The sequence below is a fragment of the Streptomyces sp. NBC_00016 genome (assembly GCF_045040885.1).
Taxonomy (GTDB): Bacteria; Actinomycetota; Actinomycetes; order Streptomycetales; family Streptomycetaceae; genus Streptomyces; species Streptomyces coriariae.
This window is the reverse complement of sequence record NZ_CP108304.1, coordinates 5,441,119-5,463,159: the sequence shown is the minus strand read 5'-3', so window position 1 is coordinate 5,463,159 and position 22,041 is coordinate 5,441,119. Positions and strand designations below refer to the sequence as shown.

Below are 22,041 nucleotides of genomic sequence, written 5' to 3'. Positions count from 1 at the left end.
TCACGAGGACGGGTCCCCTCCCAGGGCCGGCCCCAGCGAGCCCACCGAGGCGACCTTCACGCCCGCCTTGTGGCACACCCAGTGCGGGTCGGGCCCGAGTTCGGGCTCGACCTCGAGCGCGTGCGGGTCGCCGGAACCGCAGACCGGGCAGATCGGCCAGCGCCCGTACCGCTCCAGCAGCGCGTCCTGCACGTCCTGCGCCACCAGTCCCGCCACGTACGCCACGCCGTCCGGCCACTGCTCGACCCACCAGCGCCGCTGCACGACGGAGTCCTCGACCAGCGACACCACGTCCGCGGCTGCGACCTCGCCCGAGGCCAGATCGGCCAGCACGAGGGCGCGTGCCGTGTGCAACGCCTGTTCCAGGGGGCTGATGGGGTCCATGCACCCATTGTGCGCACGCTTGACCCCGAGCCCGAACAGAAAATAGCTTTCAGAGGTGACCAAGGCAGTGAAGGAAACCTTCAGTCCCGATCCTGCCGCCCTCGCGGCCAAGGTCCGCACCCTGGCCCCTTCCCTGACCCGCTCCATGCGGCGCGTCGCCGAAGCCGTCGCGAACGACCCGGCGGGCTGCGCCGCACTCACCGTCACCGGCCTCGCCGAACTCACCGGTACCAGCGAGGCGACCGTCGTGCGCACCGCCCGGCTGCTCGGCTACCCCGGCTACCGCGATCTGCGGCTCGCCCTCGCCGGGCTGGCGGCGCAGCAGCGGTCCGGGCGGGCGCCCTCCATCACCACCGACATCGCGGTCGACGATCCGCTGGCGGACGTGGTCGCCAAACTCGCCCACGACGAGCGGCAGACCCTCGCCGACACCGCCGCCGCCCTCGACACCGCCCAGCTGGAGGCGGCCGTCACCGCCGCGGCGGCCGCGCGGCGCATCGACGTGTACGGCGTCGGGGCGTCCGGGCTCGTCGCCCAGGACCTCACCCAGAAGCTGCTGCGGATCGGGCTCATCGCGCACGCCCACAGCGACACCCATCTCGCGGTGACGAACGCGGTCCAGCTGGCCTCCGGTGACCTCGCGATCGCCATCACGCACTCCGGCGCGACGCGGGACGTCATCGAACCGCTGCGGGTGGCGTTCGAGCGTGGGGCCACCACCGTCGCCGTCACCGGACGGCCGAAGAGCGCGGTGACGCAGTACGCCGATCATGTGCTGGCCACCTCGACCGCGCGGGAGAGCGAGCTGCGCCCGGCGGCGATGTCGTCCCGCACGAGTCAGCTGCTGGTGGTGGACTGCCTGTTCGTAGGGGTGGCCCAGCGGACCTACGCGACGGCCGCGCCGGCGTTGGCCGCGTCGTACGAGGCGTTGGCCCACCGGCACCGGTAGACCGTGGAGGTGCAGACAGTTGTCCCGACCCGCACCGGAAAGAGCCCTCCCGATGACCTCCCAGCCCGACCCCAGTGAGCTGCGCGCCGCGCTCGAATCCCTCACCACCGAGGCGTTCCGCCCCGACCTCGCCGAGATCGACCGGCTCCCCACCCTAGACATCGCCCACCTCATGAACGAGGAGGACACCGACGTCCCCGCCGCCGTCGGTGTGCGGCTTCCGCAGATCGCCGCCGTCATCGACGCGGTCGCCGCACGCATGGCACGCGGCGGACGGCTGGTCTACGCCGGTGCCGGTACCGCCGGGCGGCTCGGGGTCCTCGACGCCTCCGAGTGCCCGCCGACCTTCAACACCACGCCCGGCCAGGTCGTCGGACTGATCGCGGGCGGCCCGTCGGCCGTGGTCACCTCCGTCGAGGGCGCCGAGGACTCCGAGGAACTCGCCGAGGCGGATCTGGCCGCCCTCGCCCTCACCCCCGACGACACCGTGATCGGCGTCTCCGCCTCCGGTCGCACCCCGTACGCCGTCGGCGCCGTGCGGTACGCGCGGGCCCGGGGCGCCCTGACCGTCGGGCTGGCCTGCAACCCGGGCAGCGCGCTGGCCGCCGCCGCCGAGCACGGGATCGAGGTGGTCGTGGGGCCGGAGCTGCTCACCGGCTCCACCCGGCTGAAGGCGGGCACGGCCCAGAAGCTGGTCCTCAACATGGTCTCGACGATCACGATGATCCGGCTGGGCAAGACGTACGGGAACCTGATGGTCGACGTCCGTGCCTCGAACGAGAAGCTTCGCGCCCGTTCCCGGCGGATCGTGGCGCTGGCGACCGGGGCGGACGAGCCGGAGATCGAGGCCGCCCTCGCGGCCACCGACGGCGAGGTGAAGAACGCGATCCTCGCCCTGCTGGCCGGGGTGGACGGGCCGGCGGCCGCCCGCCTTCTGGAGGAGTCCGGGGGACATCTGCGCGCCGCGCTCGGTGCGGCGCGCGGCTGAGCCGCACGCTCGGGGGGTGCGTATCGACTCCTCTTCCACAGCCGCCGCGATCCTGCCCCTGGTGGGCGGCCCGGCGAACGTCACGTCCGTCGCCCACTGCATGACCCGGCTGCGGCTGGGCCTCGCCGATCCGTCCCGCGCGGACGAGGACGCGCTGCGGGCGCTGCCCGGGGTGCTCGGGGTCGTCGTCGACGACGGCTCGTACCAGGTGGTCCTCGGGCCCGGCGTGGTGACACGGGTGACGGCCGAGTTCGAGCAGCTGCTCGCCCGGCCGTCCACCGCCGACGAACTGGGCGCGCGCGGGGCCGAGTTGCGGGAGGAGCGGCGCAGGGGCAACGCGACTCCGTTCAAGGCCGGTCTGCGCCGGCTGGCCGCCGTGTTCGTCCCGCTGATCCCCGCCCTCATCGGCTGCGGGATCCTCGCCGGGATCAACGGTCTGCTGCTCAACACCGGGTGGCTGCCCGGGCTCAGCCCCGCCCTGGCCGCCGTCGCCTCCGGCTTCATGGCGCTGATCGCCGTCTTCGTCGGCCACAACACGGCGAAGGAGTTCGGCGGCACCCCGATCCTGGGCGGTGCGGTCGCGGCGATCGTCGTCCACCCGGGGGTCGCGAAGGTGACGGCGTTCGGGGTGACCCTCGCCCCCGGCCAGGGCGGGGTCCTCGGCGCGCTGGCGGCCGCGCTCCTCGCGACCCGGGTCGAGAAGTGGTGCCGTGGCCGGGTCCCGGAGGCGCTGGACGTGCTCCTCACCCCGACCCTGACGGTCCTGGTCGCCGGGCTCGGCACGCTGTACGGCCTGATGTACGCGGCCGGCGTGGTGTCCTCGGCCATCGGCTCCGGGGCGAACTGGCTGCTGGCGACGACGGGCGCCTTCGCGGGGCTGGTGCTGGGCGGCCTCTTCCTGCCGCTGGTGATGCTCGGCCTGCACCAGGCCCTCATCCCCATCCACACCACCCTCATCGACCAGCAGGGCTACACGGTTCTGCTGCCCGTCCTGGCGATGGCGGGCGCGGGCCAGGTCGGCGCGGCGGTGGCGGTGTACGTACGGCTGCGCCACGACACCTCCCTCCGGACGACGATCAGGTCGGCGCTGCCGGCCGGGCTGCTGGGCGTCGGGGAGCCCCTGATCTACGGGGTGTCGCTGCCGCTGGGCCGTCCCTTCCTCACCGCCTGCGCGGGCGGGGCGGCCGGCGGCGCCTTCGTCGGCTTCTTCGCGATGCTCGGCGACAAGGTGGGGGCGACGGCGATCGGCCCGTCCGGCTGGGCCCTGTTCCCGCTGCTGGCGGGCAACCGGGGACTGGGCCCGACGGCGGCGGTCTACGCCGGCGGGCTGCTGACGGGGTACGCGGTCGGCTTCGCGGCGACCTACGCCTTCGGCGTCACCGACCGCGTGATGGCCGGCGCTACTTCCCGCGGGAGCCGGAGCGGGAGCGGAAGCCCTGGTGGCCCGACACCTCGCCGATCCAGCTGACGAAGTCGCCGGGGTCCAGATCGGCGCCGTGGCCGGCGTCCCAGTAGTAGGCCGTGTCGACGTCGTCGCCGAGCGCGGTCAGGCGGGTCGCGAGGTTGGCGGCCACCGACAGCGAGGTGTCGCTGTCCTTCGTGCCGAGGCGTATCCACCAGTGCTTCGCGCGGTGCGGGTTGACCTTGTCGACGAGGTGGTACATCGGGTTCATCAGGTGCAGCTTGGCGGGGAGGTCGGCGTCCAGGCGGGCGCTGTCGCCGGCCTCGTGGCGGAGGCTGTAGAGCGTGAAGTGGCGGGCCTTGGTGGTGCCGGTGCCGAAGAGGTTGCACTCGGGCGTGGACAGGTCGAAGCCGTCGAAGGAGGGGGCGTTCTTCTTGCGGGCGCCGACATGGGTGAGGAAGTCCGCCCAGGTGAAGCCGGCCTTGCCCGCGGACCAGGTGATGAAGGGGTTGGCGGCGAGGTAGGCGGCGCGGGCGGTGTCCGTCAGGGCCGCCAGGTACTTCGTGGCCGAGGGCTGGATGAACGTCTCCAGCAGATAGGTGTCCAGGTTGCGGGCGGTGAGGGCGCCGTAGCCCTTGGCGCGCAGCTTCAGGGACGCCAGGTAGTCCGTGAACCGGGCCTTCAGGTCGGCGGAGACCGTCGCGTCGACCGTCGCGCCGGAGGCGAGCGGGTTGGTTCCCCAGCACCACTCGTAGGCGGCGTCGGCGTGCTCCAGGTCGGTGATGGGGCACCAGTCGCCGCTGGCGAAGATGGCGTCGGAGGTGTCCGCCGCGCCGATCTCCGCGAGGTAGGGGTCGTACAGCGGGCTGTCGCCGGAGGCACCGAGCAGCGCGGAGAGGGCGCCTCCGGCACTGACGCCGCTGGAGACGATCCGCTCGACGTCGCCGGGGACGCGGCCCTTGTTGAACTTCAGGTACCGCACCGCCGCCTTGAGGTCGACGATCGCGGCGGGCGCCGTGCCGTAGTACGTGCCGTTCGCGTCGACGAGGCTACGGCCGCGGGCGCCGGGCTCCACGACCACGTACCCGGCGGCCAGTGCCAGCCCCTGCCGGCTGGTGCCGCCGCCCATCCCGGACGCGCTGATCCCGGTGGCGTTCGCGACGGAGGACGGCATGTAACCGCCGACGGCGTTGGCGAAGAGGATGGGCGCGTCGGAGGCGTCCACCGCGGTGCCGTCGATGGACACGGGGACGCTGACGTTCAACGACTGGTAGGCCGCGTTCACCGGCGCGGCCACGTAACTGGCGACCTTGAAGAAGCGGTAGGTCACGCTGTGCGCGGTGCCGGTGGTGTCCTTGATGCTGATGGTCTGCTCGGTGTAGGCGGTGGGGTCGAAGACCAGGGAGGTGTCGGCCGCCGCCCCGGAGCCGACGGAGGCCCCGCCCTTCCCGACCGTCCCGCCGTTCCCGACCGTCCCGTCCTTCCCGGTCGCGGCGGCCTCCGGGGCGAGCCCGAGGGCAGGCACGGCTCCTGCCGCGGTGAGCCCCATGACCACAGTCCTGCGCTTCACTCGCTTCACATCCGTCTCTTGAGTAGGCAGCTCTTGCCGTCGCCCCCTTGCTACCACCCGCACCCTCGAATCGTCACCGAAATTGTCAACAATCACAGCTGCGCCGCGCAGATTGGCCGAGAGCCGTCACCCGCCGCGCCCGCCCTACCCTGGAGCCATGAACCACGCCCAGCTCACCGCGCTCGGCCGTGCCCTCCGACTCCTCGGCGAGCACGGTGAAGCGCTCAACGCCGACACCCCGGACACCCGGCTGCACGAGGTCAAGGCCGATCTGCGGCGTGCCCTGGACCTGCTGGACGACAGCGTCGTCGGCGCCACGCCCACCACCCGCTGCGCCGAGCACCCGCACGGCCCGGTCGACGAGGCGGCCCCCGACCTGTGCCTGCTCTGCGAGACCCGCCGCCGGGCGGCCCGCCGCGCCGAGTTCAACGGCCCCGCCCCGCAGGTCCCTTACAGCGCCCCCACCCCCTCCACCTCCCGATACGGCACCCGCGCCGACCGCCCGCAGCCCCAGCAACGCTGGCTGGCGGAGCTGTGGACCGGCCAGGAGTGGCAGCTCTGCGGGACGCCGCGCAGGGACCGCCGCGAGGCCGAGCTCTACATCGCCGCCCTGCGCCGCGGATCCCGGCCCGCGATGGCCTACCGCCTGGTGCACGAGTTCACCGACTACGAGGTACTGCGCATCTGGGGCACCCCGGTGAAGGTCGACATCGAGCCCCTCGGCAACCTCTAGGCCCCGGCACTCCCGTCCGACAACGGCAGCGGCGGGAAGTCATGGCCCTCCCAGAGCCGGCGGGACGTCTCCTCCGGGTACGGGCGCACCTCCGGCTCCGCGTCCAGCACCTGTACCAGTCGCCGCTCCGGGTCGTAGGCCGGCCAGCCCGGGTCTCCCGTCCGCGCGAAGGACGTCCACGACCGCTGGAATTCCGCCGTCAGGGCCCGGGCCTCGTCCGTCACCTCCGCCCCCGCGAACAGCAGGTTGCCGAGGTCCGCCGCGTAGGTGCCGAACAGCAGCGGGATGTCCAGGCCGTGGCACGCGCCCAGGGTGCCGCCGGCTCCCGGGGCCGGCCAGGTCAGCTCGTAGACATGGGCCCGGCCACCGCCCGCCACCTGCGCCTCGGCCAGCCGCAGGGAGGGTATGTGGAACAGCCAGTCCGACTGCACCCTCTCGTACAGCTCGCCCGCGTCCGCGTCCGGGAAGGCCGACCGGTAGGCCTGTTCGCCCTCCGCTCCCCCGCCCGGGGCGAACAGCCGCAGCACGGCCGTCGCCTGTTCCTCGGTCACCTTGCCCAGCAGGCCGCCCAGGACGAGGAACAGCCGGAACTCCTGCGCGTTGTGTCCGACGATCAGCTCGACGTCCCGAGCGGCGCCCGCCGCCAGGGGGTCGTCGGCAGGATCTCGCCGTCGACCACGGGAGAGAACGGGGTGACCGTGGGCGCGACCTGCCCCCACCGGTCCACCCGCTGTGCCATCTTCGCGCCCAGCGCCGCACCGGCCTCGGTCAGCGTGCGCGGGTCCACCGTGCCCAGGTCGGCGGCGGTCGGACGCAGGCCGGCCTCCGCGGCGATCGCGCTCGCGAGGTCGCGGGCCAGTTCGTCGGAGAAGTACGTGCCGGGCACGCTCTGCGCGATGGCCCGCCCGAACAGGCCGCGGGCGCTCGGCATGGCCAGCAGCGAGGCCACCGAACCGGCACCCGCCGACTCGCCGAAGACGGTCACCCGGCCGGGGTCGCCGCCGAACGCCGTGATGTTGTCCCGCACCCACTCCAGCGCGGCGACCTGGTCCAGCAGCCCCCGGTTGGCGGGCGCGCCCTCGATCCGCGCGAACCCCTCTATGCCGACCCGGTAGTTGAAGGTGACGACGACCAGATCACCGGCGCGGGCGAGGTGCTGCGCGTCGTAGCCGGGGCTGCCGGAGTGACCGAGCTTGTAGGCGCCGCCGTAGATCCACACCATCACCGGCCGGGCGGCCGACGGGTCCGGCTCCGGGTCCGGGGTCCAGACGTTGACCGTCAGCCAGTCGTCGCCGGTCGGGGCGTCCGGGATCCCCGCCCGGCCCTGGATGCCGGCCTCCTGCGGGGGCGGCGGGCCGAAGGCGTACGCCTCCCGTATCCCGTCCCACGGACGGGGCGGGCGCGGGGCCTGGAAGCGGGCCTCGCCGACCGGCGGCGCGGCGAAGGGGATACCGCGGAAGACCGTCAGGTCCTCCTCGCGGCGACCCCGTACGGCGCCGGCGGTGGTGCGGGCGACGAGCCGGTCGGTGGTGTCGGTGGCGTCGGGTGTCGTCATGGATCACTCCTGAAATGGCGGCTGCTCGTGGAACGGACGGTGATCGGCGAAAGTGCCGAAGGCGGCCGTCACCCCTCGTGTGGGTGACAGCCGCCTCCGGCACGTCAGTTGGGCGTCACGCGGGTGGCGCTCACGCCTTGACCGGAGCGGCCTCCTCGGCGCCCTCCGGGCCTGCCGCGTCTTCCACCACCGAGAGCCCGGCGGGGGCCTTGCGCTTCGGGATGAAGGTGGCGAGGAGGAAGGCGGCCAGGGCCGCGCCGGCTCCGATGGCCATGACGACCTTGAAGCCGTTCTCCGAGGGAAGGGCGTAGCCGCCGAAGTCGGTGGTCATCTGAGCGAGGATCACACCGGCGATGGCGCTCGCGAAGCTGGTGCCCAGGGACCGCATCAGGGTGTTGAGGCTGTTGGCCGCGCCCGTCTGGGAGGGGTCGACGGCGCCCATGATCAGGGCCGGGAGCGCGCCGTAGGTGAAGCCGATTCCGGCGCCGATGATGCAGGACACCAGGATCAGGTGCCAGACCTCGGACATGAGCGCGATGTTCAGGCCGTAGCCGGAGGCGACGATCAGCGCGCCGATCATCAGGGTGACCTTGGGGCCCTTGGCCTTGGTGATCTTGGCGGACACGGCGGACATGACCATCATCACCAGGCCCTGCGGGGCCAGCACCAGACCGACGGTCAGCATCGACCTGCCCAGGCCGTAGCCGGTCTGCTCGGGCAGCTGGAGCAGCTGGGGCAGGACCAGGGACATCGCGAACATCGAGAAGCCGAGGGCGATCGAGGCGAGGTTGGTGAAGAGCACCTGCGGCTTGGCGGTGGTGCGCAGGTCGACCAGCGGCTGCTTCGCCTTGAGCTCCCACCGGCCCCAGGCGGCCAGGATCAGAACGGCGGCGGCGCCCAGGCCCAGTGTCGTACCGGAGGTCCAGCCCCAGTCGGCGCCCTTGGACACGGCCAGCAGCAGCGAGACCAGACCGGCGGACAGACCGAGCGAGCCGACGAGGTCGAAACGGCCGCCGACGCGGTTCTGCGATTCCGGGACGAACAGCAGCACGAGCAGGAAGGAGACGACCCCGAGGGCGGCGGAGGTCCAGAAGAGGATGTGCCAGTCCCAGTTGTCCGCGATGAACGCGGCGGTGGGCAGACCGAGCGCGCCGCCGACGCCGAGGGAGGCGCTCATCACCGCAGTCGAACCGGCGAGCTTCTCGGCGGACACCGTGTCCCGCAGGATGCTGATGCCCAGCGGCACCACGGCGGCCGACAGACCCTGGAGCGCACGGCCGACGATCATCGGGACGAGCGAGTCGGCGAGGGCGCAGACCACCGAGCCGGACACCAGCAGCACGATGCTGGTGAGCAGCATCCGCCGCTTGCCGACCATGTCCCCGAGCCGCCCCACGACCGGGGTGGCGACGGCGGCGGCGAGCAGCGTGGCGGTGACGGCCCAGGCGGTGTCGGAGGCGGGCGCGTCCAGCAGCTTGGGCAGCTCGGGGACGATCGGGATGACCAGCGTCTGCATCAGCGAGACGACGATCCCGGCCAGGGCCAGCACCGCCACCACGGCGTTCGACCTCGGTGGGGCGGATGTTCCCGCCGCAGCGGGTCGGGCAAGGGCGTCGGACATGACAGGGCCTCCGTCGGATGCACGAGGGGTGAACTGCTTGACTCAAGCAAGCTTATGCAGATTGATTGAGTTAAGCAAGCTAAATCTCCCGTGCCCGGACCTCAGCCGTGGCGCGCGATGATCTCCCGGGTCCGCTCCTCGTCCAGCTCGTACACCGTCTCGTGGGCACGCGGATCCCGTGCGTGCAGGGTGTGGAACATCGGCCCCGTCGCCCCGCCCAGCTCCACCAGGGACGCGGACGCCCCACGCACCGCCCGTTCGGTGCCGGGCGCGGTGGTCAGGTCGATGCGGTTGACGACCCCGGGCGTCACCCACACCGGCACGCCGGCCAGCAGCCCGAAGAGCTGGAGATGGAAGTGCCCGGTGAGCAGCACGCGGACGTCACTCCCCCGGATCACCTCCGCCAGCCCCTCGGGGTCGCGCAGCCCGAAGACCTGCTGGGTCGCCGAGATGTCGAGGCTGATCGGCGGATGGTGGAAGGCGACGACGGTGCCCTGCTCGGCCGGCGTGCTCAACACGTCGCGCAGCCAGTCCAGTTGGCCTGCGCCCAGCCGGCCGTACACCTCCCCCGGAACCAGCGAGTCGAGGGTGACGAGCCGCCAACCGCCCACCGTGCTGACGGCGGCCCGCTCGGCGCCGGGGAAGTCGAGGACGGCATCCGGGTGCCCACTGCCCAGCACCTTCGTGAAGGCGGACCGCTCGTCGTGGTTGCCGGTGGTGTAGAAGACGGGCGCGCCGAGAGAGCGCGCGAAGCCGCCGATCAGCTCCCGCACGGTCGTGTAAGCCGCCACCGAGCCGTCGTCGGCGAGGTCGCCGGTGACGACGACCGCGTCCACGTCCCGCAGGTGGCGGAGTTCGCCGAGCAGGAGCCGCAGGGAGTCGGCGGCGTCGACACGACGGCCGTCGGGCCCGTCGACGCGGCCGATATGGGTGTCCGAGAGATGCAGGATTCTCATCTCCCGGACCATACCCGCGAGTTGACGCTCAGCGAGGTGTCGCTCGGCGAGGAGTGCCTCGGCGAGGAGTCGCTCAGCTGAGGGTGCGCAGCGCGGCGGCGTCGTACGGCTTCAGCTCGTCGAGACGGCCGTCGAGCACCTTGGCCGCCCACTGCGGGTCCTGGAGCAGCGCACGCCCGACGGCCACCATGTCGAACTCGTCGCGCTCCAGCCGGTCGAGGAGGTCGTCGATGCCCTTGACCGGGGAGCCCTGGCCCGCGAAGGCCTTGATGAAGTCGCCGTCGAGCCCGACCGAGCCGACCGTGATGGTGGGCTTGCCGGTCAGCTTCTTCGTCCAGCCCGCGAGGTTGAGGTCCGAGCCGTCGAACTCCGGGAGCCAGTAGCGGCGGGTGGAGGCGTGGAAGGAGTCGACACCGGCGGCGGCGAGCGGGGCGAGGATGGCCTCCAGCTCCTCCGGCGTCTCGGCGAGTCGCGCGTCGTACGCCTCCTGCTTCCACTGCGAGTAGCGGAAGATGATCGGGAACTCGGCCGAGACGGTCTCGCGCACGGCGGCCACGAGCTCGGCGGCGAACTTGGCACGGGCCACGGCGTCGCCGCCGTAGGCGTCGGTGCGGCGGTTGGTGCCGGCCCACAGGAACTGGTCCACGAGGTATCCGTGGGCGCCGTGGATCTCCACGCCGTCGAAGCCGATGCGCTCGGCGGCGGCCGCGGCCTCGGCGAACGCGCCGATGACGTCGTCCAGGTCGCGCTGGGTCATCGCCTTGCCGGTGCCCTCGGTACCGTCGACCCGGATGCCGGAGGGGCCGACGGCGGGCGCGTCCGCGAACGGCGGCTCACCCTGGTTGCGCACCATCCCGAGGTGCCACAGCTGCGGCACGATCTTCCCGCCGCCCGCGTGCACGGCCTCCGCGACCTTCGCCCAGCCCGCGAGCTGCTCCGCGCCGTGGAAGCGCGGCACCCGGTCGCTCTGCCCCGCAGACTCGTGCCCGACGTACGTCCCCTCGGTGACGATGAGGCCCACACCGGCGGCGGCCCGACGGCCGTAGTACGACACGACGTCCTCGCCGGGAACGCCGTCCGGGGAGAACATGCGCGTCATCGGCGCCATGGCGATGCGGTTCGGGACGGTGAGTCCGTTGATGGACACCGGGCGGGCGAGAATCTCGGCGGCGCGCGTAGCGGCGGGCGGGGTGATGCTCACGTGGGGGGCTCCTCGGGGCGATGGACCGGTGGGTATGTGCACATGCATTTAGTGCCTCTCCCACTGAAACCCCCCGGCCCCTCGCGCCATTCCTGGCCCCGGGAGACAGCCCCTGTGATCCCGGCCACGCACCCGGGCCGCACCTCTCCGCCACCCGTCCCGGCCGCGAGAATGACGCCATGCCGAAGCCCCCGCCGCTCAGCTCCCTGCTCTCCTCCCCCGAGCTGGAACGGTCCTCCGTGGTCGCCAACAACACCATGAACCGCGAGCGCGGCCTCACCGGCGTGAACAGCTACGCCCGTGAACTGGGCGTCGACCTCCTGGCCCACCTGGCGCACCGCCCCGCGCCCTCCTGGCTGGACCTGTGCAGCGGCGAGGGCCGCGCCCTGCGTGAGGCGGCGTCCGTCCTGCCGGCCGAGGCGGTCCTCACCGCCGTCGACCTGGTGGGCCCGCTCGTTCCGCGGCCCGCCCCGCCCGCCCTGGAGGAGATAGTCGCCTCCGTCTGCTCCTGGACCCCGGCCCGGACCTACGACCTGATCACCTGCGTCCACGGCCTGCACTACGTCGGCGACCAGCTCGGCCTGCTCGGCCGCGCCGCGTCCTGGCTGACCGAGGACGGCCTGCTGGTAGCCCACTTCGACCCGGAGTCGGTGCGCTACGCCGACGGTTCGACCGCCGCGAGAGGGGCGGTCTCGGCCCTGCGCGCGGCAGGCTACGACTACAGCCCCCGCCACCACCGCCTCACCCTCCGGGGCGCCAGGGCCGTCCGCCTCCCGTTCCGCTACCTGGGCGCCGACCCGACCGCCGGCCCCAACTACACGGGCCAGCCCGCCATCGCCTCCCACTACACCGCTTCCTGAACCGACGGCCCCTCCCGGGAACAGGCATCACGGTTCGGCCTCCAGCTCCACGTCCTCCTCAGCACCCCGAGAACGCCCGAGGGCGGCACCCCCCGTTTCCGGGAAGTGCCGCCCTCGGTCCGAAGGACGGGTGATCGACCAGAGGTCGATCAGAAGTCCATGTCACCGCCCGGCATGCCGCCGCCGGCGGGCGCGGCGGCCTTCTCCGGCTTGTCGGCGATGACGGCCTCGGTGGTGAGGAACAGCGCGGCGATGGAGGCGGCGTTCTGCAGGGCAGAGCGCGTGACCTTCGCCGGGTCGATGATGCCTTCGGCGATCATGTCGACGTAGTCACCGGTCGCGGCGTTCAGGCCGTGACCGATGGGCAGGTTGCGGACCTTCTCGACGACGACGCCACCCTCGAGACCACCGTTGACGGCGATCTGCTTCAGCGGGGCCTCGAGCGCGATGCGCACGGCGTTGGCGCCGGTCGCCTCGTCACCCTCGAGGTCCAGCTTCTCGAAGACGGAGGACGCCTGGATGAGGGCCACGCCACCACCGGCGACGATGCCCTCCTCGACGGCGGCCTTCGCGTTGCGGACGGCGTCCTCGATGCGGTGCTTGCGCTCCTTGAGCTCCACCTCGGTGGCGGCACCGGCCTTGATGACCGCGACACCGCCGGCGAGCTTCGCCAGGCGCTCCTGCAGCTTCTCGCGGTCGTAGTCCGAGTCGCTGTTCTCGATCTCGGCGCGGATCTGGTTGACCCGACCGGCGACCTGGTCCGAGGAGCCGGCACCGTCGACGATGGTGGTCTCGTCCTTGGTGATGACGACCTTGCGGGCCTTGCCGAGCAGGTCGATGGTCGTGTTCTCGAGCTTGAGACCGACCTCCTCGGAGATGACCTCGCCACCGGTGAGGATGGCGATGTCGTTCAGCATCGCCTTGCGGCGGTCGCCGAAGCCCGGGGCCTTGACCGCAACGGACTTGAAGGTGCCGCGGATCTTGTTGACGACCAGCGTCGACAGGGCCTCGCCCTCGACGTCCTCGGCGATGATCAGCAGCGGCTTGCCGCCCTGCATGACCTTCTCGAGGAGCGGGAGCAGGTCCTTGACGTTCGCGATCTTGGAGTTCGCGATCAGGATGTACGGGTCGTCGAGGACGGCCTCCATACGCTCCATGTCGGTGGCGAAGTACGCCGAGATGTAGCCCTTGTCGAAGCGCATACCCTCGGTGAGCTCCAGCTCCAGACCGAAGGTCTGGGACTCCTCGACGGTGATGACGCCTTCCTTGCCGACCTTGTCCATCGCCTCGGCGATGAGCTCGCCGATCTGGGTGTCGGCGGCGGAGATGGAGGCCGTGGAAGCGATCTGCTCCTTGGTCTCGACATCCTTGGCCTGCTCGAGCAGGGCACCGGAGACGGCCTCGACGGCCTTCTCGATACCGCGCTTGAGGGCCATCGGGTTGGCGCCGGCGGCTACGTTGCGCAGGCCTTCCTTGACCAGGGCCTGGGCGAGGACGGTCGCGGTGGTCGTACCGTCACCGGCGACGTCGTCCGTCTTCTTGGCGACTTCCTTGACCAGCTCGGCGCCGATCTTCTCGTACGGGTCCTCGAGCTCGATCTCCTTGGCGATGGAAACACCATCGTTGGTGATCGTGGGTGCGCCCCACTTCTTCTCGAGGACGACGTTGCGGCCCTTGGGGCCGAGCGTCACCTTCACGGCGTCCGCGAGCTGGTTCATGCCGCGCTCGAGGCCGCGCCGTGCCTCCTCGTCGAACGCGATGATCTTGGCCATGTGAAGTGGTCCTCCCGGACTGGGGTGGATTGCTCCGGACCGCGCTGGCGCCCGCGACGGACGGCTCGCCGGCCTCGTGGTTCCTTGCCCCACCTGGCCTGCGGGCCTCACCGACCCGGTCCTCGTTGTCACTCTCACCTTCAGAGTGCTAACGCCAATGATTAGCACTCGACCCATGAGAGTGCAAGCGCCTCCGCCGGAACCGTGCCCATGCGGACACCCCTCGCGGACGTCTCGCCGACGCCTCGCGGGCGCCCCCGGACAGACCGAAGGGCTCGCCCCCCGTGGGGGTGCGAGCCCTTCGTCAGTTGTACAGAAGAACGACGCTTTCAGTCGGCGCGTGCTTCAGCCGGTCGCAAGCCGGACCATGTCCGCCTGCGGCCCCTTCTGACCCTGCGAGATCTCGAAATCGACCCGCTGACCCTCTTCCAGGGTGCGGTAGCCGTCCATCTGAATCGCGCTGTAGTGGACGAAAACATCCGCACCACCGTCGACCGCGATGAAGCCGTACCCCTTCTCCGCGTTGAACCATTTGACGGTGCCCTGAGCCATGCCTAACTCCCCTATTACTGGCCCTTGCACGGATCCACACTTCGCGGATCCGGGTCAGACCTCACCCCCCGGTTGGCTTGGGGGCGTGCGCCGGAACGCGTCGACCGCGGCTGAATGTATCTGTCCAACTGCCGTCTGCAACAGGTCAGTCGGACGAGAATTCCGGACGCACGGGATCCGGAATGTGGCGAGAATTCGCCTGAATTAAGGGCAAGTCGGGCCCTGCATAAGCCACAAATGCCACGAAAGAGGCGCACACATTGGCTGCTTCTTATCGGGCGCGGGGCAGAAATCAAAGGCTCCGGATCCGGTGATCCGGACCGGGTTCCCCAACTGTACCGCGCTCAACCACACTGAATTGCCCCCTCCGCTTCTATCGCGGAGAGGGCAATTCGATGAACGCTCGGTAATCGCTGTTACCGACGGTTACTACCGATGGGTACTGAACTACGGTCAGCCACCTGCGACGGCCGGGATGATCGAGACGCCGGCGCCGTCCGGGGTCGCCGTCTGCAGACCCTGCTCGAAGCGGACGTCGTCGTCGTTCACGTACACGTTGACGAACCGGCGCAGCTTGCCCTGGTCGTCCAGGACCCGGGCGGCGATGCCGGTGTGGTTCTTCTCCAGGTCGGCGATGACCTCACCGAGGGTCGCCCCCTCGGCCTTCACCTCGGCCTGGCCGCCGGTGTAGGTGCGCAGGATGGTGGGGATGCGGACGTTGACGCTCATGCTCTTTCGACCTCCGGTCAGGCGGAGCGCCCCGAAGGGCGCGGGGCTGTCTGGATCGTGCGGCTGCCGCCGCGTGGGCGCGACCAGCCCCACGGCCCGCAGACGAACAACAAATCTCTCAGCCGAGACCCGCGTCCCGGAACGACTCCAGGGTCGGGCGGATGGTCGCGGTCAGGCCGCTGCCGGCCACCGCGTCCAGCGTCTTCAGACCGTCACCCGTGTTCAGCACGACGGTGGTGAGCGTCGGGTCGAGAAGACCGTTCTCGATCAGCTTGCGCGTCACACCCACCGTCACACCACCGGCGGTCTCCGCGAAGATGCCCTCGGTGCGCGCCAGCAGCTTGATCGCGTCGACGACCTGCTCGTCGGTCACGTCCTCCACCGCGCCGCCGGTGCGCCGCGCGATGTCGAGGACGTACGGACCGTCCGCCGGGTTGCCGATGGCCAGCGACTTGGCGATGGTGTTCGGCTTCTGGGGGCGGACCACGTCGTGCCCGGCCTTGTAGGCCACGGACACCGGGGAGCAGCCCTCGGCCTGCGCGCCGAAGATCTTGTACGGCTTGTCCTCGACCAGCCCGAGCTTGATCAGCTCCTGGAGGCCCTTGTCGATCTTCGTGAGCTGGGAGCCGGAGGCGATCGGCACGACCAGCTGGTCCGGCAGCCGCCAGCCGAGCTGCTCGCAGATCTCGTACGCCAGCGTCTTGGAACCCTCGGCGTAGTACGGCCGCAGATTGACGTTGACGAAGCCCCAGCCCTCGCCCGCCGAGTCGCCGATGAGCTCGGAGCAGAAGCGGTTGACGTCGTCGTAGTTGCCCTCGATGCCGACGAGCTCGCCGCCGTAGATGGCGGCCATGACGACCTTGCCCTGCTCCAGGTCGTGCGGGATGAACACGCAGGACCGGAAGCCCGCCCGGGCGGCGGCGGCGCCGACGGCACCGGCCAGGTTGCCCGTGGAGGAGCACGAGAGAGTGGTGAAGCCGAACGCGCGGGCGGCCTCGATGGCCTGGGCGACGACCCGGTCCTTGAAGGAGTGGGTCGGGTTGCCGGAGTCGTCCTTGACGAAGAGCTTGCCGGCGTCGACGCCCAGTTCACGGGCGAGGTTGTCGGCCTGGACGAGCTTGGTCCAGCCGGGGTTGATGTTGGGCTTGTCGGCCACGTCCGCGGGGACGGGCAGCAGCGGCGCGTAGCGCCAGATGTTCGCGGGCCCCGACTCGATGCGCTTGCGGAGCTCCTCCGTGTCGTAGGAGGAGAAGTCATAGGCGATCTCGAGCGGGCCGAAACACTCCTCGCAGGCGAAGACCGGGCCGAGGGGCACGCGGTGGCCGCACTCGCGGCAGGTCAACGCCGCGGCCGGACCGAGGTCGACAGCAGAGGACGTCGTAGAGTCGGTGGTGCTTGCAACAGTCTGCGCAGCCATGTGAGGCGAGGCCCTTTCTCCTCATCTTCCTCACGACGCATCTCGCCGTGAGACGGATTTGGCACCTTCCCGAGCCGGGAGCCTCGCGAAGCGATCACCACATGGATCAGTGATCGTTACGAGACCGGCTGGAGGGTTGCCGGGGCTTCATCGGGCCGTATCCCTCTGCCCCTCTGGATGAGCGGTATGAAGTTGTGAACGGGGGGAGACCTCGGACATGCGATGGTCATCCGCGTTGTTCAAGACTGTAACCGAAGGCCAGGACAGTTGAGATAGTCGTCCGAACCGCGAGATGGATCACACGGTCACCTCCCGTGCACCCGGTGTGATCACGACAGTGAGGAGCCGCAGACTGTGCTTCGAGAAACTGAGCGCTGGCTGGCCACCCGCTCCTGGTCCGCGACCGATCGTCCGCTCCACCGGATCCTGGCCGCGAAGCGCGCCACGAACCAGTCGGTGTCCGTCGTCCTGCCCGCGCTGAACGAGGAGGAGACGGTCGGTGACATCGTCGCGATCATCCGTCACGACCTCATGCACCAGGTCCCGCTCGTCGACGAGATCGTGGTCGTCGACTCGGGATCGACCGACCGTACGTCCGAGGTGGCCGCGGCGGCCGGCGCGCGGGTCGTCCACCGGGACGACATCCTGCCGCGGATACCGGCCGTGCCCGGCAAGGGCGAGGTCCTGTGGCGCTCCCTGCTGGTCACCACCGGGGACATCGTCTGTTTCATCGACGCCGATCTGAGGGAGTTCTCCTCGGACTTCGTCTCGGGGATCGTCGGCCCGTTGCTGACCGACCCCGGGGTGGATCTGGTCAAGGGCATGTACGACCGTCCGCTGGGCGGCGCGGCCGGCCAGGGCGGCAGGGTCACCGAGCTGATGGCCCGCCCGCTGCTCAACATGCACTGGCCGCAGCTGGCCGGGTTCGTGCAGCCGCTCGGCGGCGAGTACGCGGCCCGCCGCAGCCTGCTGGAGCAGCTGCCCTTCCCCGTCGGCTACGGCGTGGAGCTGGGCATGCTGGTGGACGCCCTGCACCTGGTGGGCCTGGACGCCCTCGCCCAGGTCGACATCGGCGTGCGCAAGCACCGTCACCAGGACGGGCAGGCGCTGGGCCGGATGGCGGCGGCCATCTACCGCACCGCCCAGCTCCGGCTGGCCCGCGGGCACCTGATCCGCCCGTCCCTCACCCAGTTCGAACGGAGCGCGGACGGCTTCGAGCCGCGCACGTACTCCGTGGACACCGAGGAACGGCCGCCGATGGCGGAGATCGCGGAGTACGCGACCCGCAAGGTCGCGTGAGTGCCGGACGGGCCGTATACGGCATGGCGCCGACCACGGCGACACGGCCGGATACGGCCCGTCCACGCAGCGCGACCGTACGTTTGAGCGTTTCCCGACCGGGCTAGGTTGGGCGTATGGCTTCCACGCACGACACTGCCGCCCGGGCCGCCGAGGTGCTGGTCGCGTCCAACCGCGGTCCGGTCTCCTACGAGGTGCGCGAGGACGGCTCGCTGCACGCGAAACGCGGCGGCGGCGGGCTGGTCTCCGGCCTGTCGGCCATCGGGCCCGAGGCGGGCGCCCTCTGGGTGTGCTCGGCGCTCTCCGACGGCGACCGGGAGGCGGTCCGGCGCGGGGTCGGCGAGGAGGGCGTGCGCATGCTGGCCGTTCCGGCCGACGTGCACGAGGACGCCTACAACGGCATCGCCAACTCCGTGCTGTGGTTCGTCCACCACCTGCTCTACCAGACGCCGCTGGAGCCCGCCTTCGACGCGGAGTTCCGCCGCCAGTGGGCGTCGTACGAGGCCTACAACCGGGCGTTCGCGGAGGCGCTGGCCGAGGATGCGGCGGACGGCGCGGCGGTCCTCGTCCAGGACTACCACCTGTGTCTGGTGCCGGGGATGCTGCGTGAGCTGCGGCCCGACGTGCGGATCGGCCACTTCTCGCACACCCCGTGGGCGCCGGTGGACTACTTCGCGCTGCTGCCGGGGGACATCCGCGAGCAGCTGCTGCGCGGGATGCTCGGCGCGGACCGGCTGGGCTTCCTCACCCGGCGCTGGGCGGACGCGTTCACCGCGTGCTGCACGGAGTTCGCCGGCGGCCCCGGCAGGACGCGGATCGGCGTGCACGGTCTCGGCGCCGACGCCGACTTCCTGCGCGAGCGCGCGCACCGGCCGGACGTCGACGAGCGCATGGCGGCGCTGCGCGCGGAGATCGGCGAGGGCCGCAAGGCGATCGTCCGCGTCGACCGCACCGAGCTGTCCAAGAACATCGTGCGCGGGCTCCTGGCCTACCGGCAGCTGCTCGACGACCACCCGGAGTGGCGCGAACGGGTCGTCCACGTGGCCTTCGCCTACCCCTCCCGCCAGGACCTCGCCGTCTACCGCGACTACATGGCCGAGGTGCAGCGGCTGTCCGAGGAGATCAACGACGCCTACGGAACGCCCGGCTGGACCCCGGTCCTGCTGAACCTCAAGGACGACTTCGCCCGCTCCCTCGCCGCCTACCGGCTGGCCGACGTGGCCCTGGTGAACCCGATCCGCGACGGCATGAACCTGGTCGCCAAGGAGGTCCCGGTCGTCTCCGACGAGGGCTGCGCGCTGGTCCTGTCCCGTGAGGCGGGGGCCTACTGGGAGCTGCGCGAGGACGCGATCACGGTGAACCCGTACGACGTCCTGGAGACCGCCCGCGCCCTGCACGAGGGGCTGACCATGAAGCCGGAGGAGCGGGCCGAGCGCACGAAGCGGCTGTCCGCGGCGGCGACCGCGCTTCCCCCGGCCCAGTGGTTCCTGGACCAGCTGAACGCGCTGCGGGAGATTCAGCCGAGCTGAGCGGCCAGTTCCCGCAGCAGCCGTACGACGCCGGCGGGCCCGTCGACGACGAGGTCCGCGCGGTCCGCGAGTTCGCCTACCTCGGTGCTGCCGCTGCACACCAGCAGCCCGGGTACACCGTCCGCGCGGAGCTTCTCCACGGCGGCGAAGGCGGGCAGGTCGCCGAGGTCGTCACCGGCGTAGAGGACGGACCGCGCGCCGGTCTCGCGGACGTGCTCCAGCAGGGCGACGCCCTTGTCCATGCCCGGCGGGCGCAGCTCCAGGACCATCCGGCCGGGTTCGACGATCAGGCCGTGCCGGGCGGCGAGGTCGGTGAGCGGGGCCCGCAGCGCTTCGAAGGCGGCCCGGGGGTCGTCGGCGCGGCGGGTGTGAACGGCGACGGCCCGGCCGCCCTTCTCCTCGACCGAGACACCCGGCAGGTCCCCGGCGGCGGCCAGGACCCGCGGGAGTTCGGCGCGGACGGCGGCCACTCCCGGGTGCGGGGCCGGGGCGCTCAGGGCGCCGGTGCGGGCGTCCCAGCGTTCGGCGCCGTAGTGGCCGAGGACGGCGAGGTGCTCCAGTCCTGCGGCCCCGGCGAATCCGCCGTGCCGGACGGCGACCTCGGCGGGCCGCCCGGTGATGACGGCCACGGCGGCGATCTTCGGGGCGAGGGCGGTGAGCGCGGGGACGGCGCCGGGGTGCGCCCGGGCGTCCTCGGGGTTCTCGACGATCGGGGCGAGGGTGCCGTCGAAGTCGAGCGCGACGAGCGTGGTGGCCGGCCGGCCGACGATCGCGTCGAGCGCGGCGCGGCCCGCCGGGGTGACCGGAACGGGGAGGGAGAGGGGTTCGGGTTCCGAGGAGTGCGTCTCGTGGGTGCCCATACGCCGACGATAACCAACGCACGCCCGCGGCTAGCGCTCCCCCCGCCTCGCCTCCCGCACCCTGCGCAATCTGTTCACCGTGACCGGGTCGTGGGCGAGGGCGCGGGGGTCGTCCAGGAGGGCGTTGAGGAGTTGGTAGTAGCGGACCGGGGACAGGTCCAGTTCCTCGCGTATCGCCCGTTCCTTCGCGCCGGGGCCGGAGAACCCGCGCCGCTCCAGGGCGAGGATGCCCCGCTCCCCCGCCCCCAGCCCGTCCGCTTCCGCTCGCCGCTCCATGTCCGCACGGTAACGCCCGGCACCGACAGCGGCCCAGCGCCGGCCGGCTCGTCAGCCGGTGCCGGCGTCCAGCGTCGTGGCCGTGGTCTGGAGTTCGCCCAGTACGCCGGCCGGGTCGCCGTTCGCGGTCACGGCCCGGCCGATCCGCTGCTTGATCTCCGCGCTGACCTTCGCCCAGGAGGTCCGTCCGACGGGGTAGGTCTCGGAGAGCGGGAGCTGGTCGAGGAACGGCTTGAGGTCGGCGTCCTCCTTGGCCGCGCCCATGACCTGGGAGGCCGAGTTGGTGACCGGCAGCAGGTCGTACTCGCGGGAGAAGTCCAGCACGTTCTTCTCGCTGTAGACGTAGTCGAGGAAGTCGCCGACCTGCTCGGCGTGTCCGTTCTGCTTGAAGGCGGTCATCCAGTCGGCGACGCCCATGGAGACCTTGGTCGGGCCGGCGACGCCGGGCATCGGCACCATGCCGAACTTCACGCCCTTGCTCGCGGCCGCCTTCATCAGCGAGGGGTGCCCGTTGAGCATGCCCACGTCGCCGGCGGCGAACGCGGCGAACGCGGCGGCCCGGTTCAGCTTGTCCGGCGCGACCGGCCCGGTGAGGCCCTTGCCGACCAGGTCGTCCTTCAGCCAGTCGAAGGTCTCGACGTTCTCGGTGGAGTCGATGCTGTAGGCGCTGACGGTCTGGGTGTAGCCGCCCCCGCCGCTGAGCAGCCACTGGAGGGTCTCGGCCTGCGCCTCCTCGGATCCGAGGGGCAGCGCGTACGGGTACTTCACGCCCTCGTCCTTGAGCGCCTTCGCGTCCTCGGCGAGCTCGGCCCAGGTGGTCGGCGGGGTCAGGCCGGCCTTGGCGAAGAGGGTCTTGTTGTAGAACAGCAGCCGCGTGGAGGAGGCGAACGGCATGCCGTACCGGACCCCGTGCACCTCGCCCGCGTTGGCGAGCTGGGACACGAAGTCGGCCTCGACGGGGATGGAGAGCACATCGCTCACCTTGTAGAGCAGGTCGGCGGCCGCGTAGTCGGCGTACGCGCCGATCTGGGCCATGTCGGGGGCCTCGCCCGCGTCGACCATCGCCTTGACCTTGGCGTCCACGTCGTTCCAGGAGTAGACGCTCACGTCGACGGTGACGCCGGGGTGGTCCTTCTCGTAACCCTCGACGAGCTTGTCCCAGTACTTCTTCGAACTGTTGGCGCTGCTGTCGCCGTAGTCGGCGGCGACGAGTCTCAGCGTGACGTCGTCGGAGTCTCCGGAGAGTCCGCAGCCGGTGAGGACCGCGGCCATGCCGAGGGCCGACACCCCCGCGACCGCACCCGTGATCGTTCCTGACTTCCGTGCCCGCCGCTGCACCGTGACGCTCCCAACTGATTGATCATACCAATGGACCGCTATGCGGATTA

19 protein-coding genes, 1 pseudogene and 1 riboswitch are annotated in these 22,041 nt (G+C 71.3%); of the genes and pseudogenes, 7 read left to right on the top strand and 13 right to left on the bottom strand.

Going from position 1 to position 22,041, the window contains the following annotated elements:
- Positions 1 to 384 carry a hypothetical protein gene (locus OG933_RS24305; protein WP_267022497.1) on the bottom strand — a complete coding sequence of 128 codons (384 nt, stop codon included), beginning with the start codon at positions 382 to 384 and terminating at the stop codon, positions 1 to 3.
- A 55-nt stretch (positions 385 to 439) separates the two neighbouring features.
- Here OG933_RS24305 and OG933_RS24300 point away from each other — a divergent pair, with 55 nt between their 5' ends.
- The 3 genes from OG933_RS24300 to OG933_RS24290 are packed head-to-tail and all read left to right on the top strand — an operon-like array spanning position 440 to position 3,789.
- The gene (locus OG933_RS24300; RefSeq protein ID WP_405628896.1) at positions 440 to 1,333 is read left to right on the top strand and encodes a MurR/RpiR family transcriptional regulator; all 894 of its coding nucleotides are present in this window, start codon (positions 440 to 442) and stop codon (positions 1,331 to 1,333) included.
- Between the two features lie 52 nt (positions 1,334 to 1,385).
- Entirely contained in the window at positions 1,386 to 2,321 is a 936-nt protein-coding gene (gene murQ / locus OG933_RS24295; RefSeq protein WP_405628894.1) for an N-acetylmuramic acid 6-phosphate etherase, read from the top strand.
- Between the two features lie 16 nt (positions 2,322 to 2,337).
- Positions 2,338 to 3,789 carry a PTS transporter subunit EIIC gene (locus OG933_RS24290; RefSeq protein WP_362522835.1) on the top strand — a complete coding sequence of 484 codons (1,452 nt, stop codon included), beginning with the start codon at positions 2,338 to 2,340 and terminating at the stop codon, positions 3,787 to 3,789.
- Here the strand turns inward: OG933_RS24290 and OG933_RS24285 are convergent.
- On the bottom strand, positions 3,722 to 5,272 hold the full coding sequence (locus OG933_RS24285) for a subtype B tannase (protein ID WP_405628893.1): 1,551 nt from the start codon (positions 5,270 to 5,272) through the stop codon (positions 3,722 to 3,724). The genes OG933_RS24290 and OG933_RS24285 overlap by 68 nt on opposite strands.
- A gap of 178 nt (positions 5,273 to 5,450) precedes the next feature.
- Here OG933_RS24285 and OG933_RS24280 point away from each other — a divergent pair, with 178 nt between their 5' ends.
- On the top strand, positions 5,451 to 6,026 hold the full coding sequence (locus OG933_RS24280) for a hypothetical protein (protein WP_362522839.1): 576 nt from the start codon (positions 5,451 to 5,453) through the stop codon (positions 6,024 to 6,026).
- Here the strand turns inward: OG933_RS24280 and OG933_RS24275 are convergent.
- The 4 genes and pseudogenes from OG933_RS24275 to OG933_RS24260 all read right to left on the bottom strand — a co-directional run bounded on the left by OG933_RS24275 (position 6,023) and on the right by OG933_RS24260 (position 11,359).
- Positions 6,023 to 7,581 (bottom strand): annotated as a pseudogene (locus OG933_RS24275) (carboxylesterase/lipase family protein). The gene OG933_RS24280 and the pseudogene OG933_RS24275 sit on opposite strands and share 4 nt — an antisense overlap.
- A 130-nt stretch (positions 7,582 to 7,711) precedes the next feature.
- Complete coding sequence (locus OG933_RS24270; RefSeq protein ID WP_362522843.1) at positions 7,712 to 9,202, bottom strand: MFS transporter; 1,491 nt, start codon at positions 9,200 to 9,202, stop codon at positions 7,712 to 7,714.
- Positions 9,203 to 9,303: 101 nt separating this feature from the next.
- On the bottom strand, positions 9,304 to 10,158 hold the full coding sequence (locus tag OG933_RS24265; RefSeq protein ID WP_362522845.1) for a metallophosphoesterase: 855 nt from the start codon (positions 10,156 to 10,158) through the stop codon (positions 9,304 to 9,306).
- Positions 10,159 to 10,231: 73 nt separating this feature from the next.
- Positions 10,232 to 11,359 (bottom strand): NADH:flavin oxidoreductase, encoded by a 1,128-nt coding sequence (locus tag OG933_RS24260; RefSeq protein WP_405628891.1) that lies wholly within the window; start codon positions 11,357 to 11,359, stop codon positions 10,232 to 10,234.
- 179 nt (positions 11,360 to 11,538) lie between these two features.
- Here OG933_RS24260 and OG933_RS24255 point away from each other — a divergent pair, with 179 nt between their 5' ends.
- The gene (locus OG933_RS24255; protein WP_362522849.1) at positions 11,539 to 12,219 is read left to right on the top strand and encodes a methyltransferase domain-containing protein; all 681 of its coding nucleotides are present in this window, start codon (positions 11,539 to 11,541) and stop codon (positions 12,217 to 12,219) included.
- Between the two features lie 149 nt (positions 12,220 to 12,368).
- Here the strand turns inward: OG933_RS24255 and groL are convergent, their stop codons facing one another.
- The 4 genes from groL to thrC form a co-directional block, all read right to left on the bottom strand.
- Positions 12,369 to 13,991 carry a chaperonin GroEL gene (gene groL / locus OG933_RS24250; RefSeq protein WP_020130284.1) on the bottom strand — a complete coding sequence of 541 codons (1,623 nt, stop codon included), beginning with the start codon at positions 13,989 to 13,991 and terminating at the stop codon, positions 12,369 to 12,371.
- Between the two features lie 345 nt (positions 13,992 to 14,336).
- Positions 14,337 to 14,543, bottom strand: a complete 207-nt coding sequence (locus tag OG933_RS24245; protein ID WP_007493268.1) for a cold-shock protein — start codon at positions 14,541 to 14,543, stop codon at positions 14,337 to 14,339.
- 453 nt (positions 14,544 to 14,996) lie between these two features.
- Positions 14,997 to 15,272 carry a MoaD/ThiS family protein gene (locus OG933_RS24240; protein ID WP_020130285.1) on the bottom strand — a complete coding sequence of 92 codons (276 nt, stop codon included), beginning with the start codon at positions 15,270 to 15,272 and terminating at the stop codon, positions 14,997 to 14,999.
- A 118-nt stretch (positions 15,273 to 15,390) separates the two neighbouring features.
- Positions 15,391 to 16,689 (bottom strand): threonine synthase, encoded by a 1,299-nt coding sequence (gene thrC, locus OG933_RS24235; protein WP_362528488.1) that lies wholly within the window; start codon positions 16,687 to 16,689, stop codon positions 15,391 to 15,393.
- Positions 16,690 to 16,707: 18 nt separating this feature from the next.
- A riboswitch (SAM riboswitch) is annotated at positions 16,708 to 16,873 on the bottom strand.
- Between the two features lie 170 nt (positions 16,874 to 17,043).
- Here thrC and OG933_RS24230 point away from each other — a divergent pair.
- Both OG933_RS24230 and OG933_RS24225 read left to right on the top strand, forming a co-directional pair.
- Entirely contained in the window at positions 17,044 to 17,988 is a 945-nt protein-coding gene (locus tag OG933_RS24230; protein ID WP_362528490.1) for a glucosyl-3-phosphoglycerate synthase, read from the top strand.
- A 116-nt stretch (positions 17,989 to 18,104) separates the two neighbouring features.
- Positions 18,105 to 19,517, top strand: coding sequence for a trehalose-6-phosphate synthase (locus tag OG933_RS24225; protein WP_362528493.1), 1,413 nt, complete (start codon positions 18,105 to 18,107; stop codon positions 19,515 to 19,517).
- On the opposite strand, the gene otsB is transcribed toward OG933_RS24225, so the two are convergent.
- From otsB to OG933_RS24210, 3 genes are read right to left on the bottom strand one after another with little or no spacing between them, the layout of a single operon-like run.
- The gene (gene otsB, locus OG933_RS24220; protein WP_362528496.1) at positions 19,505 to 20,377 is read right to left on the bottom strand and encodes a trehalose-phosphatase; all 873 of its coding nucleotides are present in this window, start codon (positions 20,375 to 20,377) and stop codon (positions 19,505 to 19,507) included. The genes OG933_RS24225 and otsB overlap by 13 nt on opposite strands.
- Before the next feature lie 30 nt (positions 20,378 to 20,407).
- Positions 20,408 to 20,653, bottom strand: coding sequence for a DUF3263 domain-containing protein (locus OG933_RS24215; RefSeq protein WP_020130290.1), 246 nt, complete (start codon positions 20,651 to 20,653; stop codon positions 20,408 to 20,410).
- A gap of 51 nt (positions 20,654 to 20,704) precedes the next feature.
- Positions 20,705 to 21,940 carry an ABC transporter substrate-binding protein gene (locus OG933_RS24210; RefSeq protein ID WP_405628888.1) on the bottom strand — a complete coding sequence of 412 codons (1,236 nt, stop codon included), beginning with the start codon at positions 21,938 to 21,940 and terminating at the stop codon, positions 20,705 to 20,707.
- Between the last annotated feature and the right edge of the window lie 101 nt (positions 21,941 to 22,041).

What these genes read in the sequence shown, in the direction of transcription:
- OG933_RS24305 (WP_267022497.1), bottom strand. Translation starts at nt 384, where the DNA reads ATGGACCCCATCAGCCCCCTGGAACAGGCGTTGCACACGGCACGCGCC.
- murQ (WP_405628894.1), top strand. Translation starts at nt 1,386, where the DNA reads ATGACCTCCCAGCCCGACCCCAGTGAGCTGCGCGCCGCGCTCGAATCC.
- OG933_RS24285 (WP_405628893.1), bottom strand. Translation starts at nt 5,272, where the DNA reads ATGGGGCTCACCGCGGCAGGAGCCGTGCCTGCCCTCGGGCTCGCCCCG.
- OG933_RS24280 (WP_362522839.1), top strand. Translation starts at nt 5,451, where the DNA reads ATGAACCACGCCCAGCTCACCGCGCTCGGCCGTGCCCTCCGACTCCTC.
- OG933_RS24270 (WP_362522843.1), bottom strand. Translation starts at nt 9,202, where the DNA reads ATGTCCGACGCCCTTGCCCGACCCGCTGCGGCGGGAACATCCGCCCCA.
- OG933_RS24265 (WP_362522845.1), bottom strand. Translation starts at nt 10,158, where the DNA reads ATGAGAATCCTGCATCTCTCGGACACCCATATCGGCCGCGTCGACGGG.
- OG933_RS24255 (WP_362522849.1), top strand. Translation starts at nt 11,539, where the DNA reads ATGCCGAAGCCCCCGCCGCTCAGCTCCCTGCTCTCCTCCCCCGAGCTG.
- groL (WP_020130284.1), bottom strand. Translation starts at nt 13,991, where the DNA reads ATGGCCAAGATCATCGCGTTCGACGAGGAGGCACGGCGCGGCCTCGAG.
- OG933_RS24245 (WP_007493268.1), bottom strand. Translation starts at nt 14,543, where the DNA reads ATGGCTCAGGGCACCGTCAAATGGTTCAACGCGGAGAAGGGGTACGGC.
- OG933_RS24240 (WP_020130285.1), bottom strand. Translation starts at nt 15,272, where the DNA reads ATGAGCGTCAACGTCCGCATCCCCACCATCCTGCGCACCTACACCGGC.
- thrC (WP_362528488.1), bottom strand. Translation starts at nt 16,689, where the DNA reads ATGGCTGCGCAGACTGTTGCAAGCACCACCGACTCTACGACGTCCTCT.
- OG933_RS24225 (WP_362528493.1), top strand. Translation starts at nt 18,105, where the DNA reads ATGGCTTCCACGCACGACACTGCCGCCCGGGCCGCCGAGGTGCTGGTC.
- otsB (WP_362528496.1), bottom strand. Translation starts at nt 20,377, where the DNA reads ATGGGCACCCACGAGACGCACTCCTCGGAACCCGAACCCCTCTCCCTC.
- OG933_RS24215 (WP_020130290.1), bottom strand. Translation starts at nt 20,653, where the DNA reads ATGGAGCGGCGAGCGGAAGCGGACGGGCTGGGGGCGGGGGAGCGGGGC.